General features: G+C 71.1%; 13 protein-coding genes. 4 read left to right on the top strand and 9 right to left on the bottom strand.

The features are described 5' to 3' along the window. Nucleotides 1-36: 36 nt before the first annotated feature. Genes CFP65_RS14430 through sdhC form a run of 4 tightly spaced genes read right to left on the bottom strand, consistent with a single transcriptional unit; the run spans nt 37 to nt 3467 of the window. Entirely contained in the window at nt 37-810 is a 774-nt protein-coding gene (locus CFP65_RS14430; RefSeq protein WP_104816481.1) for a succinate dehydrogenase iron-sulfur subunit, read from the bottom strand. Next, nucleotides 810-2552 (bottom strand): succinate dehydrogenase flavoprotein subunit, encoded by a 1743-nt coding sequence (sdhA, locus tag CFP65_RS14425; RefSeq protein WP_104816480.1) that lies wholly within the window; start codon nt 2550-2552, stop codon nt 810-812. The genes CFP65_RS14430 and sdhA overlap by 1 nt, the downstream gene beginning before the upstream one ends. A gap of 31 nt (nt 2553-2583) precedes the next feature. Then, the gene (locus CFP65_RS14420) at nt 2584-3081 is read right to left on the bottom strand and encodes a succinate dehydrogenase hydrophobic membrane anchor subunit (protein WP_104816479.1); all 498 of its coding nucleotides are present in this window, start codon (nt 3079-3081) and stop codon (nt 2584-2586) included. Nucleotides 3082-3086: 5 nt separating this feature from the next. Further along, complete coding sequence (sdhC, locus tag CFP65_RS14415; RefSeq protein WP_104816478.1) at nt 3087-3467, bottom strand: succinate dehydrogenase, cytochrome b556 subunit; 381 nt, start codon at nt 3465-3467, stop codon at nt 3087-3089. A gap of 254 nt (nt 3468-3721) precedes the next feature. Between sdhC and CFP65_RS14410 the strand changes: the two genes are divergently transcribed. Continuing rightward, nucleotides 3722-4441: a hypothetical protein gene (locus tag CFP65_RS14410; protein ID WP_104816477.1), complete on the top strand. Its 720-nt coding sequence runs from the start codon at nt 3722-3724 to the stop codon at nt 4439-4441. Between the two features lies 1 nt (nt 4442). On the opposite strand, the gene CFP65_RS14405 is transcribed toward CFP65_RS14410, so the two are convergent. The 5 genes from CFP65_RS14405 to CFP65_RS14385 all read right to left on the bottom strand — a co-directional run bounded on the left by CFP65_RS14405 (nt 4443) and on the right by CFP65_RS14385 (nt 10433). Then, entirely contained in the window at nt 4443-5018 is a 576-nt protein-coding gene (locus CFP65_RS14405; protein WP_371682415.1) for a 2-oxo-4-hydroxy-4-carboxy-5-ureidoimidazoline decarboxylase, read from the bottom strand. 232 nt (nt 5019-5250) lie between these two features. Beyond that, nucleotides 5251-5994, bottom strand: a complete 744-nt coding sequence (locus CFP65_RS14400) for an SDR family oxidoreductase (RefSeq protein WP_104816476.1) — start codon at nt 5992-5994, stop codon at nt 5251-5253. Between the two features lie 75 nt (nt 5995-6069). Then, nucleotides 6070-7266 (bottom strand): NAD(P)/FAD-dependent oxidoreductase, encoded by a 1197-nt coding sequence (locus CFP65_RS14395; RefSeq protein ID WP_104816475.1) that lies wholly within the window; start codon nt 7264-7266, stop codon nt 6070-6072. 101 nt (nt 7267-7367) lie between these two features. Next, on the bottom strand, nt 7368-8312 hold the full coding sequence (sigJ, locus tag CFP65_RS14390) for an RNA polymerase sigma factor SigJ (protein ID WP_104816474.1): 945 nt from the start codon (nt 8310-8312) through the stop codon (nt 7368-7370). A gap of 84 nt (nt 8313-8396) precedes the next feature. After that, the gene (locus tag CFP65_RS14385; RefSeq protein ID WP_254552391.1) at nt 8397-10433 is read right to left on the bottom strand and encodes a protease pro-enzyme activation domain-containing protein; all 2037 of its coding nucleotides are present in this window, start codon (nt 10431-10433) and stop codon (nt 8397-8399) included. A 382-nt stretch (nt 10434-10815) separates the two neighbouring features. Between CFP65_RS14385 and CFP65_RS14380 the strand changes: the two genes are divergently transcribed. From CFP65_RS14380 to CFP65_RS14370, 3 genes are all read left to right on the top strand, one after another. Next, nucleotides 10816-12072: an amidohydrolase gene (locus tag CFP65_RS14380; RefSeq protein WP_371682414.1), complete on the top strand. Its 1257-nt coding sequence runs from the start codon at nt 10816-10818 to the stop codon at nt 12070-12072. A 221-nt stretch (nt 12073-12293) separates the two neighbouring features. Continuing rightward, entirely contained in the window at nt 12294-13364 is a 1071-nt protein-coding gene (locus tag CFP65_RS14375; RefSeq protein ID WP_104816471.1) for a BMP family protein, read from the top strand. A gap of 339 nt (nt 13365-13703) precedes the next feature. After that, entirely contained in the window at nt 13704-15224 is a 1521-nt protein-coding gene (locus CFP65_RS14370; protein ID WP_254552947.1) for an ATP-binding cassette domain-containing protein, read from the top strand. The last annotated feature ends 2 nt before the right edge of the window (nt 15225-15226 follow it).

Genomic DNA, 15226 nt, shown 5'->3' with positions numbered 1-15226 from the left:
CGGAAAACCGGGCGGGCCCTCAGCAGGTGCTGGTGATCAGAAGCGACGGGTCACCAGGGCCCGCTTCACTTCCTGGATCGCCTTGGTGACCTCGATGCCACGGGGGCAGGCCTCGGAGCAGTTGAAGGTGGTGCGGCAGCGCCACACGCCCTCGCGGTCGTTGAGGATCTCCAGGCGCTGCTCGGCACCCTCGTCGCGCGAGTCGAAGATGAAGCGGTGCGCGTTGACGATCGCGGCCGGGCCGAAGTACTGGCCGTCGTTCCAGAAGACCGGGCAGGACGAGGTGCACGCGGCGCACAGGATGCACTTGGTGGTGTCGTCGAAGCGCTCGCGGTCCTCGGCCGTCTGCAGACGCTCGCGCGTCGGCTCGTTCCCCTTGGTGATGAGGAACGGCATGACGTCCTTGTACGCCTGGAAGAACGGGTCCATGTCCACGATCAGGTCCTTGAGGACCGTGAGGCCCTTGATGGCCTCGATCGTGATCGGCTTCTCCGGGTTGACGTCCTTGATCAGGGTCTTGCAGGCCAGCCGGTTGCGGCCGTTGATCCGCATCGCGTCCGAGCCGCAGATCCCGTGCGCGCAGGAACGGCGGTAGGTGAGGGTGCCGTCCTGCTCCCACTTGATCTTGTTGAGCGCGTCCAGGACGCGCTCCTTCGGGTCCATCTCCAGCTGGTAGTCGACCCACACCGGGTCCGGGTGCTCCTCCGGGTTGAACCGGCGGATCCGGAAGGTGACGGTGATCAGCTGGGTGGCCCCGGCCTCGGCCGCGTCCAGAGCGGCCGAGTGCTTCTCCACGGTCGGAGTGCTCATCAGTACTTACGCTCCATCGGCTGGTACCGGGTCGTGACGACCGGCTTGTAGTCGAGGCGGATGGAGGTGGTGCCGTCGGCCGCCACCTCCTGGTACGCCATGGTGTGCAGCATGAACTTCGCGTCGTCGCGGTTGGGGAAGTCCTCGCGGTAGTGACCGCCGCGGGACTCCTCGCGGGCCAGCGCGGAGACGGCCAGGACCTCGGCCAGGTCGAGCAGGTTGCCCAGCTCCACGGCCTCCAGGAGGTCCGTGTTGTAGCGGGAGCCCTTGTCCTGGATCGACACGTTCTTGTAGCGCTCGCGCAGCGCCGCGATGTCGGCGACGGCGGCCTTCAGGGTGTCGCCGGTGCGGTAGACCATGGCGTTGGTGTCCATGGTCTCCTGCAGCTCCTTGCGGATCTGCGCCACGGACTCGGTGCCGGTGGACTCGCGCAGGCCGTCGACCAGCGCCTGCACCTTCTCGGCCGGGTTCTCCGGGAGCTCGACGTACTCGTTCACGTTGGCGTAGTCGGCGGCGGCGATGCCCGCGCGACGGCCGAACACGTTGATGTCGAGCAGCGAGTTGGTGCCCAGGCGGTTGGCGCCGTGCACGGAGACGCAGGCGACCTCGCCGGCCGCGTACAGGCCCGGGACGACGTCCGTGTTGTTGCGCAGGACCTCACCCTCGACGTTGGTCGGGATGCCGCCCATGGCGTAGTGCGCGGTGGGCTGGATCGGGATCGGGTCCGTGTAGGGCTCGATGCCGAGGTAGGTGCGCGCGAACTCGGTGATGTCCGGGAGCTTCGCGTCCAGCTGCTCCGGGGGCAGGTGAGTGAGGTCCAGGTACACGTGGTCGCCGTCCGGGCCGCAGCCGCGGCCTTCGCGGATCTCGGTGTAGATGGCGCGCGAGCAGACGTCACGGGACGCGAGGTCCTTCATGACGGGGGCGTAGCGCTCCATGAAGCGCTCGCCGTCCTTGTTGCGCAGGATGCCGCCCTCGCCGCGCGCACCCTCGGTGAGGAGGATGCCCATGCGCCAGATGCCCGTCGGGTGGAACTGGAAGAACTCCATGTCCTCCAGCGGCAGGCCGCGGCGGTAGACCAGGGCCTGGCCGTCACCGGTGAGGGTGTGGGCGTTGGAGGAGACCTTGTAGAACTTGCCGGTGCCGCCGGACGCGAAGACGACCGACTTGGCCTGGAAGACGTGGATCTCGCCGGTGGCCAGCTCGTAGGCGACGACGCCCGCGGTCTTGCCCTCGTTGATCAGCAGGTCGAGGACGTAGAACTCGTTGAAGAACTCCACGCCCTCCTTGACGCAGTTCTGGAACAGCGTCTGGAGGATCATGTGGCCGGTGCGGTCCGCCGCGTAGCAGGAGCGGCGCACGGGCGCCTCACCGTGGTTGCGGGAGTGACCGCCGAAGCGGCGCTGGTCGATCCGGCCCTGCTCGGTGCGGGAGAAGGGGAGGCCCATCTTCTCCAGGTCGAGGACGGCGTCGATGGCCTCCTTGCACATGATCTCGGCGGCGTCCTGGTCGACCAGGTAGTCACCACCCTTGACCGTGTCGAAGGTGTGCCACTCCCAGTTGTCCTCCTCGACGTTGGCGAGGGCGGCGCACATGCCGCCCTGGGCCGCGCCGGTGTGGGACCGGGTGGGGTAGAGCTTGGTCAGCACCGCGGTGCGGGTGCGCTTCGTCGACTCGATGGCCGCGCGCATACCCGCGCCGCCGGCGCCGACGATGACGGTGTCGTACTTGTGAATCTGCATGAGTGTCAGTCGCCTCTGGGTTCTACGCCGATTAGATGTTCGGGTCGAAGGTGAAGATCACCAGGGTGCCCAGCAGGACCGTGAAGACGGTCGCGGCACCCATCAGGGTCTTCAGCCAGAGACGGGTCGAGTCCTTCTCGGCGTAGTCGTTGATGACCGTCCGCATGCCGTTGGCGCCGTGCAGCATGGCGAGCCAGAGCATCAGGAGGTCCCAGCCCTGCCAGAACGGCGAGGCCCAGCGGCCGGCCACGAAGGCGAAGCCGATCTTGGAGACGCCGCCGTCGAGCACCAGCATGATCAGCAGGTGGCCGAGGATCAGGAAGACCAGCACGACACCCGAGAGGCGCATGAAGAGCCACGCCAGCATCTCGAAGTTGGTGCGGGTGCGGCGCGGCGTCTTCTTGGAGCGCGCGCGGGGCGGCTCCACCACGAAGGCGTCGGCGGGGTTGCCCGTGCCCAGGCCCTGGCCGGTGTGGGCCTGGGCGGAGGGGACGGCGAGGGGCTCGGAGTACTTGTAGTCCGTCGACATGTCCGTCACTTCCCGAACCAGGTAGTCAGGGTGTGCTGGAGGATCGGGTAGAAGGCACCCGCCAGCAGGACGACCCAGACGCCGACGACGGTCCAGAGCATCTGCTTCTGGTACTTCGGGCCCTTGGACCAGAAGTCGACCGCCACGACCCGCAGGCCGTTCAGCGCGTGGAACAGGATGGCGGCGGTGAGGCCGTACTCCATCAGGTTCACCAGCGGCGTCTTGTAGGTCTGGATGACCGAGTCATAAGCCTCGGGCGACACTCGCACCAGTGCGGTGTCCAGGACATGGGCGAACAGGAAGAAGAAGATGAGGACGCCGGTGACTCGGTGAGCCACCCAACTCCACATGCCTTCCCGGCCGCGGTACAGCGTTCCAGCCGGCACGGAAAACCCTCCGGAAGCGGATTGGGGGCTCGGCCGGCTTCGGTGTCGGTCAGCCCGGCCGGGTACGGTCCACCGGCCGCGAGCATCCTATCGACGCCGTGCGGCCGAACGCCTCCGGGGGTGTCAGGTGTGATCGATCAGGCACGCTCGGGCTAACAGTTTCGGGAACCAAACCGACTTTTGTCACTCGGCGTGTCCGAGTGGCTGCGTTACGGTGACGGCCTGCCTGCCGCCGACACCCTTCGAGGACCACCGTGCCACTGCATCGCTTACTCCCCGCCCTGTCCGTCCTGGTGCTCGCCGTCGGCTGCACCACCGTCGGGACGTCTGCCGACCGGGCGGCGGCTCCCCGGGAGCTGACCTCGGCCCAGCTGCGGCAGGCGGCGGTGACCGATGCGGAGCTCGGGGCCGGTTACGCCGTCACGGTGATGACCCCGGGCCCGGCCAACCCGGGGGAGGGGGCGGACCGGGAGACGGCCGACGTGCCCGCCTGCCAGCCGGTGCTGGACGCGGTGGCCCCGGCCAACCCGGCGGCCGGCCCGGCGGCCGAGACCGACCTGAGCGTGACCAAGGGGGCCGACACCAAGGGCGGGGTCTACGCGGGGCTGCTGGCCTTCGCGCCGGGGCGGGCGGCGCAGCTGCAGGGGAGGCTGGAGCAGGTGCTCGGCCAGTGCACCGCCTTCACCTCGGTGACGGGCACCGGCAAGGGGGTCTCGGCGGCCCGCAAGGGCGTCCGCAGCCGGCACCGCCTCACCCGGCTCGACACGCCCACGGTGGAGGGAGCGGACGCCGTCACGGCTTTCATCCTGACGAATGAATCCGGCGGCACGCTGCTCGCCCAGCGGGCGCTGCTGGCCCGGACGGGGACCTCGCTGGCGGTGTTCAGCACGGTGGGGGTGGGCAAGGACCCGGCTCCGGAGCCGGACCCGCACGTGGTGCGGGCCCAGCTGGCGAAGCTCCGGGCGGCCCGGTAGGTCAGGCCGAGCAGTGCGTGGCGACCAGGTGCTCCAGGCGGGTGAGCGCGATCCGGCGGAGTTCGTCGGCCGCGACCAGCCGCTCCTCGTCCGGGTCGTTGGCCAGCCGGGTGCGCAGGGCCGCGAGCACCGCGTCCAGCATCTCCTCCGCCGCGATGCCGTCCAGGCAGACCACGAAGACGTGGCCGAACCGGGCCTCGTACGCGGCGTGCGCGGCCCGCAGGGCGGTGTGGGCGGCCTGGCTGCCGGGGGCCCGCATGCCGAGCAGGGGCTGGGGCATCCAGCTCTCGTCGGCCAGGGCCTCGGCGAGATCGGCCGGGCGGAGGTCGTAGGAGGCCTCGCTCGCGGCGGCGAGCAGGGACTCTATGTCGGGGTAGGGGCGGTGGGCGGCGAGTCGCAGTGCCCACCGGTGGCTGCCGCAGCAGGCCAGCAGGGCCTCCTCGGCGGCGCCGGGGTCGGCCTCGTTGAAACGGTGAAGCCCGAGCAGGGACGGCGTCAGCAGCGGGCGCTGTGACGGGATGTCGCTGGCCAGCGGGTCCTCCTCGTGAGGGCGGGAAGGGTACGGGTGCACCCACAAGCATGGGGCACCGGCTGGAGGCGGTGCGGTGGCGCGACGTGCCGGAACGGGCGCTCCGGGCGGGCGCTCAGGGGGTGTCGGGCGCCTCCCGGCCGGGCAGCGGCACCACGGTAGTTGAGGGGTAATCAGTTGGGGAGGGAGCGCGCCGAATTCACCCGATCGAGGTATCAAGTTGTGACGTTGACACCTTCCGGTCAGCCCCCTCCCCGAGGGCCACGTACCTGATGGGCCGTCAGAGCACCCGGTGCACCTTGTGGTTGGCCGCCTGCGCCCGCGGGCGGACCACCAGCAGGTCGATGTTCACGTGCGGGGGCCGGGTGACGGCCCAGGAGACGGTGTCGGCGATGTCCTCGGCGGTGAGCGGCTCGGCCACGCCCGCGTAGACGGCGGCGGCCTTGGCCTCGTCGCCGCGGAAGCGGGTCACCGCGAAGCCGTCGGTCTTGACCATGCCCGGGGCGATCTCGATCACCCGGATCGGCTCCCCGCACAGCTCCAGCCGGAGCGTGCCGGCCACGGTGTGCACGGCGGCCTTGGCGGCCACGTACCCGCCGCCGCCCTCGTAGGCGGCCAGCGCGGCGGTGGAGGACATGATCAGCACGGTGCCGTCCCCGGTGGCCCGCAGGGCCGGCAGCAGCGCCTGGGTGACGTGCAGGGTGCCGAGCACGTTGGTCTCGTACATCAGCCGCCAGTCGGCCGGGTCGCCCGCCTCGACCGTCTCGGCGCCGACCGCGCCGCCCGCGTTGTTGACCAGCACGTCCACCCGGCCGACCTCGGCGGCGAAGGCGTCCACGGCCGACCGGTCGGTCACGTCCAGTGTGAACGCCCGGCCGCCCAGCTCCTTGGCCAGCGCCTCGATCCGCTCGGTGCGGCGCGCGGTGAGCACCACCTCGAAGCCGTCGGCGGCCAGCCGGCGGGCGGTCGCCGCCCCGATCCCGCTGCTGGCGCCGGTGATCACAGCCACCTTCTGCTCGGTCATTGCCACTCCCTGGGGTGTTCGACTTCGGTCGGACCGATCATCTCAACCCCGGGGGAGCGGCCCCGCGGTGGCCGGTCAGGCCGCGGCCGCCACCTGCGGGCGGCCCGCGCCCTCCGGCTGCCGGACCCGGCGGCGCCGGGTGGGCAGGCCCATGGTCGGGTTGGCCACGCCCCAGGCGGCACCCTTGCAGACCAGCTCCTTGTAGCGGGCGGCCGACCGGCCGGTCAGCGCGCGGTCCACCGCCCGGTCGTCGGCGGTGACGAACTGGATCAGCCCGTCCCGGCGGCCGAGCGAGACGCACTGGTTGAAGTAGCGGATCGGCACCCGGGGCACCTTGACCCCGGCCAGCCGGGCGGCGATCGCGTCGGCGGCCTGCCAGGCCATCGGGACGCCGGAGGCGCAGGACATCCGCAGCGGCCGGCCCTCCGGGCCGAGGGCCTGCGCGGCGTCGCCCACCGCGTACACGTCCGGGTGGGAGACCGAGCGCATGGTGGCGTCCACCACGATCCGGCCCTGGCCGGTGAGTTCCAGCGCGGTGGCCCCGGCGATCGGGTCGGCGGCGAAGCCGGTGGTCCAGACGGTGACCTCGGCGGGCAGCGCCCGGCCGTCGGCCGTGGTCACGCCCTCCGCCGCCACGGCGGTGACCGCCGCCTGCTCGTGCACCGCGACGCCGAGCCCGTCCAGCACCTTCCGCAGGTGGGTGCGGCCCTTCGCCGAGAGCCAGTCGCCGAGGGTGCCGCGGACGGCCAGGGCGACCGCCAGGTCCGGGCGGGCCTCGGCGATCTCGGTGACGGCCTCCAGGCCGGTCAGGCCGCCGCCGACCACGACCACCCGCCCGCCCGCGCCCAGGGCCGCCAGGCGCTCGCGCAGCCGCAGCGCCCCAGGGCGGCCGGCCACCTCGTACGCGTGCTCGGCGACGCCGGCGACGCCCCCGTCCTGCGGGCCGCTGCCGAGGGCGTGCACCAGGGTGTCGTAGGCCAGCTGCTCCTGGCCGGCCGCGGTGGTGAGCGCCACGGTCTTGCGGTCCACGTCCACCGCGGTGACCCGGGCGAGCTTCAGCGCCACGCCGGTGCCGGCGAACATCTCGGCGAACGGCCGGGCCTTGAGCTCCTGGCCGACCGCGAGCTGGTGCAGCCGGACGCGCTCGACGAAGTCGGGCTCGGCGTTGACCAGGGTGATGGTGACGTCCGCGCGGTGCAGCCGCCTGGCCAGCCGGCCGGCCGCGATCGCACCGGTGTAGCCGGCTCCGAGGACGACGATTCGGTGCTGCATGTCCGTGCTCCTGTCTGCTGGGGCCGCCGGTGTCCGGCGTGGGTTCGCACCTTGAACCGGGCGGCCCCGCGTTTCCTGACAGGAGTCTGCTGTGACCCGTGTCACAGGGCGCGCAGCGGGCCCTCCGGGTGCTCCTCGGCGGCCCACCGCTCGGTGGCGCGCAGGAGCTTGTCGGGGTTGACCTGGTTGCGGATCGCCACGATGCCCGCCGGGGTGACCTCCAGGCAGGTGATGCCGACGACCCGGCCGTCCACCACCGCCACCACGGCCGGGTCGCCGTTGGCGGTGGTGGCGTAGAACTCGGCCACGCCGCCGAGGATGTTCCGCTTGGCCGTGCTCGGCTTGAACAGGCCGCGCAGGAAGGTGGCCACCGCGAGCGCGCCCTCGAAGGCCTTCGCCCGGGCGGGGACCTTGCCGCCGCCGTCGCCGACCGAGACGGCGTCGGCGGTGAGCAGCCGGAGCAGGGGCTCGGTGCGTCCGGTGGTGGCTGCGGTCAGGAACTCCTCGACGACCCGCCGGGCGGCGGCCTCGTCGATCTCGGTGCGGGTCCGGCCGTCCGCCACGTGCTTCTTCGCCCGGTGGTAGAGCTGCTGGGCGGCGGCCTCGGTGAGGTCGAGGATCTCGGCGATCTCCCGGTGGGTGTGGGCGAACGCCTCCCGCAGCACGTACACCGCCCGCTCGCCCGGCGACAGCCGCTCCAGCAGCACCAGGACGGCATAGGAGACCGACTCGCGCTGCTCGGCGGTCTCGGCCGGGCCGAGCATCGGGTCGCCGGCGAGCAGCGGCTCGGGCAGCCACCGGCCGACGTAGGTCTCACGCCGGGCCCGGGCCGAACTCAGCTGGTTGAGGCAGTAGTTGGTGAGCACCTTGGTCAGCCAGGCCTCGGGCACCTCGATCCGCCCGACCTCGGCCGCCTGCCAGCGCAGGAAGGTCTCCTGCACGGCGTCCTCGGCCTCGCTCACCGAGCCGAGCAGCCGGTAGGCGATGGCCTCCAGCCGCGGCCGGGCGGCCTCGAAGCGGTCCACGTCACTCGCGAGCAGCACCATGCGGGCGATCCTGGCGAACGACGGAGGCCCGGGTCAATGACCCGGGCCTCCGCCGTCAACGCTCGTTCAATCCGGCCAAGCGGTTCAGTGCTTGTAGGTGAACGACTTGAAGAAGTAGCGGCCGTCGGGCGAGCCCACGCCGGTCGCGGTGTCGTAGCCCTTGCCGGCCGACAGGCCGTAGTCGGCCGCGACCTTGTAGAGGCGGACCTTCAGGACGCCACCGATGGTGCCCAGGTCGACGACGTTGCCGAACTTGTTGTGCACGGCGGAGTCGTTGACGTCGTGGTACGCCTTGGTGCCGGCCCGGTCGTACAGCGCCGGGTTGGCGAAGCCGATCGGACGGCCGCCACGGGCCTCGATCGCGTCGGCCAGCAGACCGGCCGTCTCCGGGGCGGAGACGGAGGTGCCGCCGTAGCCGCCCTCGCTGTAGGTGCCGTTGGCGGTGAAGCCGACCAGGGTGGCGGCGACCAGGTCACCGCTCATCGCGATGTCCGGGGTGGCCCGGCGCGGGGTGGTGGCCTTGGTGCCGTCGGCCGCGGTCATCGAGATGCTGTCCGGCACGACGCCCTTCTGGTACCAGGGCTGCTCGAAGTCCTTGGAGACGCCGCCGCCACCACCGAAGTAGAAGAAGCCCGGGAAGGGGCTCCACGACTTCTGGTCGGCCGAGAGCACCGAGCGCTGGTCACCCATGGAGACCTCGTGCCCGTACTGGCCGGCCTTGTTGCCCAGCTCCAGGGTGGTGCCGCCGACGGCGGTGACCCACGGCGAGGAGTCCGGCCAGTTGGCCTGCGCCGAGTTGGTGTCGGCCTGGCAGTTCACACCGGTGGCCGCAGCCGCCGGGGAGCTGTCGCCGCAGTCGCCCGCGGAGAAGGTGAAGCCGATGCCCTCGACGGCGCCGAGCTGGAAGACCTGGTTGTCGGCCGCGACGACCGCCGGGTCGATGTCCCCGCTCTTGCCGTGCATGATCTCGCCCCAGGAGTTGGAGACGATGTCGGCGAGGTGGTTGTCGACCACGTTCGCCATGGCGGCGTTCAGGTCGTCGTCGTAGCAGGAGTTGGCACCGACGTAGGTGACGTGCGCGTCGGGCGCGAAGGCGTGCACCATCTCGACGTCGAGCGCCTCCTCGCCGGCCCAGCCCTCCGGGCCGCCGCAGTCGGCCTGGTGGACCCACTTGTCCGGGGTGACGACCTCGTTGTACTGCCCGGCGGCGAACGGCTTGTCACCGTGCAGCGTCGAGTAGTGGTTGGCGTCCTGCTCCATGGTGGAGAGGCCGTAGGCGTCGATGATCGCGACGCGGGCGCCCTTGCCGGTCACCTTGGCGGTGTCGACGCTGTACGCCTTGCGCAGCTGCGAGGGGATGTACGAGCAGGGAGCGAAGGGCTCGTTCTTCTCGTAACCGGCCGGCGCGCCGTTGGCGGGCTTGGTGCCGTAGCCGTTCTCCGAGCAGGTCGGGGTGGTCGGCAGCGACGGGCCCTTGGACTGCGGGGCGGCCTTCGCCTCGGCGGTCTTCTGCGAGGTGGCGAAGGAGACGTTCTTGTGGAGCGCGGTGGCCAGGCCACCGACGGCCAGCACCGAGCTCGCCACGGAGGCGGGCACCACGGCGTCCTTGACCGGGGCGCTCTGGGTGCCCTGGGCGGTGCGGTACGCGTGGAAGGAGGTGCCGAAGGCCTTGGCGAGGGCGGCGGTGTCGCCGGAGACCTCGATGTAGTGCGCGGTGGTCGAGGTGACCTTGAGGCCGGCGCCGGTCACCCAGTCGGTGACGGACTTGACCTGGGCCTTGGTGGCACCGAAGCGGGCCTTGGTCTCCTCGGCGGAGAGGTACTTGCCGTAGGACGGCGAGTTGACGTCCGAGACGGCCTTCGCCAGGGCGGTGAGACCGGCCTGGTCCTGGCCGGCGAGGTAGATGCGGGCGGTGGCGGGCGTGGCGTCGGAGACAGCACCGGCGTCGACGTTCGCGGTGGCCCACGCGGGGTGGCTGCCCGGGAGCTGCTTGGCGGTCTGCTCGCCGACCGGGGTGGCGGCGAGGGAGGGGCTGGCGACCGCGAGAGTTCCCAGGATCAGAGCGGTGGCGGCGGGAGCCGCGACGGCTATCCGGGAGAGCCGGCTGCGTGCTGCTGGCACGTGGGTTCCCCACTTCTCGTTCGATGGGTTCCGTCTGCGCGCCTTCGTGAGGGCAGGACGGACCGGATCCGGGCGGAGAGCCCACCTGGACCGGGAAGTTGACTGGGAGTTGTCTATTCGGACAAGAGCGCGAAGCTCAAGAGCACAGCGCAAAGCTTTGCCAGTGCATGACCGAGCCGCGCGCCCCCGTGACCCGGACGCGCGTAGCTGGATTGGCTCCGTGTCCCCGGGCGCACCTGCGTCGTTGCACAGGGCGGTGATCATCGGGAAGGCGGGCCGAAACGTGAAGTCATACCCAGCTGCCGGGCCGGTAAGCGCGAAATCTGGCAGCAGTCTTCCGGAAGTCCAGCCAAAAGCCGCGTACCGCCCTACGATGGTTGAGGTGAACCCGCATCAGCGCGCCGAGCAGGCCGCTCGACCAGGCACCCGCAGCGCCACTCGCTCCGACCTGCGGGCCCGCGTCCGCGGGTACGAGGCCGAGCTGATCGCCTTCCGGCGCGATCTGCACCGGCACCCCGAGCTCGGGCGCCAGGAGTTCCGCACCACCCGGCTACTCCGCGAGCGCATGCTGGCCGCCGGACTCACACCGAAAATCCTGCCGGGCGGCACCGGCATGACGGTGGACATCCTCCCCCCGGGCCACCGCGCGGGCGCTCCGCTGCTCGCCTTCCGGGCCGACATCGACGCGCTGCCGATCGACGACGCCAAGACCGAGGCGCCCTACCGCTCCACCGTGCCCGGCCGCGCGCACGCCTGCGGGCACGACGTGCACACCACCGTGGTGCTGGGCACCGCGCTGGTGCTGGCCCAGGCCGCCGAGGCCGGCGAGCTGCGGCAGGGGGTGCGGCTGGTCTTCCAGCCGGCCGAGGAGGTGATGCCCGGCGGCGCGCTGGACGTCATCGCGGCCGGCGGGATGGAGGGGGTCGGCCGGATCTACGCCGTGCACTGCGACCCGAAGGTGGCGGTGGGCCGGATCGGCCTCAAGACCGGGGCGATCACCTCGGCCTGCGACCAGCTGGTGCTCAGCCTGGACGGCCCCGGCGGCCACACCGCCCGCCCGCACCTGACCACCGACCTGGTCACCGCGATCGCCCGGATGGCGGCCGACCTGCCGCCCGCGCTGGCCCGCCGGATGGACCCGCGCTGGGGCGTCAGCCTGGTCTGGGGCCGGATCGCCTCCGGCTCGGCCTCCAACGTCATCCCCCAGCACGCCGAGCTGGCAGGAACGGTTCGCTGCCTCGAGCTCGACGGCTGGCGCGAGGCCCCCGAGGCGCTGCACGAGCTGATCGCCCGGATCGCCGAGACGCACCGGGCCAAGTGGACCCTGGACTACCACCGCGGGGTGCCGCCGGTGGTCAACGAGCGGGTCACGGTCGAGCAGCTGGAGGCGGCGATGACCGCCCGCTTCGCGAGCGGCGACGGCCCGGTGGTGGAGACGACCGAGCAGAGCCTCGGCGGCGAGGACTTCTCCTGGTACCTGGAGAAGGCGCCGGGCGCGCTGGCCCGGCTGGGCGTCCGCGCCCCGCACGACACCACCGTCCGCGACCTGCACCAGGGCCGCTTCGACGTGGACGAGCGGGCCATCGGGATCGGCGTGGAGCTGTTCTGCTCCCTGGCGCTGGAGCACGGGCGCGTCTGACACCTCTTGAAGGGATCGCCGCGTAGGGTGTTCACTCACTACCACTCGGTAGTGACATCCGGGGCGTTCGAGTGTGGTGTTCTGTCCGGATTCGTCCGGGAGTAGCACCACATTTTGATAACAACCCGAATGCCCCCGCAGGCCGTAACCCAACCGTGTTCTACGCGCGTTACGGTGGCGCTCGACCACGCCATACGGGTGTGTGAGAAGGAGATACTCCCTTGCGCCGTTCACTGAAGCTCGCCGCGGTCGTGCTCTCGGGTTCCCTGGGCATTGCCTCGCTCGCCGCTTGCGGCGCAAAGAGCACCGACAGCACCTCCTCGTCCTCCGCCTCGGCCGGGGCCGGCTCGTCCAGCCTCAAGGTCGGCATGGCGTACGACATCGGCGGCCGTGGCGACCAGTCGTTCAACGACTCCGCCGCCCGTGGTCTGGACAAGGCCAAGGGCGAGGGCGTCCAGGTCAACGAGGCCGAGGCCAAGACCGGTGAGGCCGAGGCCGACAAGGAGAGCCGCCTGAGCTCCCTCGTCCAGGCCGGCTACAACCCGGTCATCGCGGTCGGCTTCGTCTACCAGACCGCCGTCGAGAAGGTCGCCAAGGACAACCCGAACGTCAAGTTCGCGATCATCGACTCCGCCTCCACCACCCAGCCGAGCAACGTCACCTCGCTGACCTTCTCGGAGCAGGAGGGCTCGTACCTGGCCGGTGTCGCCGCCGCCCTGAAGACCCAGAAGAAGCACGTCGGCTTCATTGGTGGCGTGCAGTCCGAGCTGATCAAGAAGTTCGAGGCCGGTTACAAGGCCGGTGTGAAGTCGGTCGACCCGAGCATCGCGGTCGAGACCACCTACCTCACCACCCCGCCGGACTTCAGCGGCTTCAACGACCCGGGCAAGGGCAAGGAGGCCGCGCAGGGCCAGCTGGACAAGGGCGCGGACGTCATCTACTCCGCCGCCGGCTCCTCCGGCTCCGGCGCCATCGAGGCCGTCGCCAACAACTCCGCCTTCAAGGCGTGGGCGATCGGCGTCGACTCCGACCAGGCCTCGCAGCCGGCCCTGAAGAAGTACGCCGGCTCGATCCTCACCTCGATGGTGAAGAACGTCGACACCGCGGTCTACAAGTACATCAACGCGGCCAAGAGCGGCACCCCGCTCACCGGCGTCGTCAACTTCGACCTCAAGGCCGACGGTGTGTCGCTGTCCACCACGGGCGACCACATCAACGACATCCAGACCCAGCTGAAGGCCGCCGCCGACAAGATCACCTCGGGTGCCACCAAGGTCCCGACCGCTCCGTGATCCGACCCGCAGCAGCGGTCAGCAGTAAGCAGTAAGCAGCAACCGAAAGGGCGGGGCCCGGCGAGGTGCGCGCGAGGCGCACCCTCCGGGCTCCACCCTTTCCCGCCCGCTTCACCCCACGGTCTTCCCCTTCGCATCCTGGCCCGCAACGACGCGCCTCCAGACCACCAGGAGATCGCCATCACCGCTTCCGATCCCGCCCCGCGCACGGGCGGCACCCCCAGCGCGGGGACGGCGGCACCGGCCGTCGAACTGCGCGGCATCACCAAGCGCTTCCCCGGCGTCGTGGCCAACCACGACATCGACATCACCGTGAACCGCGGCACCGTGCACGCCCTGATGGGCGAGAACGGCGCGGGCAAGTCGACGCTGATGAAGATCCTCTACGGCATGCAGAAGCCGGACGAGGGCACCATCGCGATCGACGGCGAGCTGGTCGAGTTCAACACTCCCGGCGACGCCATCGCGCGCGGCATCGGCATGGTGCACCAGCACTTCATGCTGGCCGACAACCTGACGGTCTGGGAGAACGTGGTCCTGGGCGGCGAGAAGCTGCACGGGATAGGAGCCAAGGCCAAGGCCCGGATCAAGGAGATCTCCGACCAGTACGGCCTGGGCGTGCGCCCGGACGCCCTGGTCGAGGACCTCGGCGTGGCCGAGCGCCAGCGGGTCGAGATCCTCAAGGTGCTCTACCGCGGCGCCCGGATCCTGATCCTGGACGAGCCCACCGCCGTCCTCGTCCCGCACGAGGTGGACGCGCTCTTCGGCAACCTGCGCGAGCTCAAGGCCGAGGGCGTCACCGTCATCTTCATCTCGCACAAGCTGCACGAGGTGCTCTCCGTCGCGGACGCGATCAGCGTCATCCGCAGGGGCACCACCGTCGGCGACGCCGACCCGGCCACCGTGACGGCCCGCCAGCTGGCCGAGATGATGGTCGGCGCCGAGCTGCCCTCCCCGGAGAGCCGCGAGTCGACCGTCACCGAGACCGAGATGCTCAAGGTCGAGGGCCTGCGGATCGCCAAGGCCGACATCGAGGGCATCGAGCGCGTCGTGCTCGACGACATCTCGCTCACCATCCACAAGGGCGAGATCCTCGGCATCGCCGGCGTCGAGGGCAACGGCCAGGCCGAACTGGTCGAGGCCATCATGGGCATGCTGGCGCTGGACGCCGGCACCGTGGTGCTCGACGGCGCCGACCTCTCCGGCACGCTCACCCGGGCCCGCCGCGAGGCCGGCATCGGCTACATCCCCGAGGACCGCCACAAGCACGGCCTGCTGCTCGAGGCCCCGCTCTGGGAGAACCGCATCCTCGGCCACGTGACCGAGGACCCGAACTCCAAGGGCTTCCTGCTCGACCCGGCCGGCGCCCGCAAGGACACCCTGCGGATCGTCGAGGAGTACGACGTCCGCACCCCCGGCATCGAGGTGACGGCCGCGTCGCTCTCCGGCGGCAACCAGCAGAAGCTGATCATCGGCCGCGAGATGAGCCACCACCCCAAGCTCCTGATCGCCGCCCACCCCACCCGTGGCGTGGACGTCGGCGCGCAGGCGCAGATCTGGGAGCAGATCCGCTCCGCCCAGCGCGAGGGCCTGGCCGTCCTGCTGATCTCGGCCGACCTCGACGAGCTGATCGGCCTCTCCGACACCATCCGGGTCATCTACCGCGGCCGCCTGGTCGCCGACGCCGACCCGGCCACCGTCACCGCCGAGGACCTGGGCACCGCGATGACCGGTGCGGCCAAGGGCCACATCGAGTCCGACACGGAGGCCCTGGCCGAGGCCACCGAGATCCGGCTGGACGGCACCGAGGACGCCGTCGATGCCGGCGATGCCGCCGACGACCAGCAGGCGGGGGAGTAACC

The organism is Kitasatospora sp. MMS16-BH015 (assembly GCF_002943525.1).
Classification (GTDB): domain Bacteria; phylum Actinomycetota; class Actinomycetes; order Streptomycetales; family Streptomycetaceae; genus Kitasatospora.
Note: the sequence above shows the minus strand (reverse complement) of the source record. Positions and strands in the feature narration are given on the sequence as shown.

Excerpts from the sequence above, each read along its gene's own strand:
- CFP65_RS14430 (WP_104816481.1), bottom strand. The coding sequence starts at position 810 with ATGAGCACTCCGACCGTGGAGAAGCACTCGGCCGCTCTGGACGCGGCC.
- CFP65_RS14370 (WP_254552947.1), top strand. The coding sequence starts at position 13,704 with ATGGGCGAGAACGGCGCGGGCAAGTCGACGCTGATGAAGATCCTCTAC.
- sdhA (WP_104816480.1), bottom strand. The coding sequence starts at position 2,552 with ATGCAGATTCACAAGTACGACACCGTCATCGTCGGCGCCGGCGGCGCG.
- CFP65_RS14420 (WP_104816479.1), bottom strand. The coding sequence starts at position 3,081 with ATGTCGACGGACTACAAGTACTCCGAGCCCCTCGCCGTCCCCTCCGCC.
- sigJ (WP_104816474.1), bottom strand. The coding sequence starts at position 8,312 with ATGGTGCTGCTCGCGAGTGACGTGGACCGCTTCGAGGCCGCCCGGCCG.
- CFP65_RS14395 (WP_104816475.1), bottom strand. The coding sequence starts at position 7,266 with ATGCAGCACCGAATCGTCGTCCTCGGAGCCGGCTACACCGGTGCGATC.
- CFP65_RS14400 (WP_104816476.1), bottom strand. The coding sequence starts at position 5,994 with ATGACCGAGCAGAAGGTGGCTGTGATCACCGGCGCCAGCAGCGGGATC.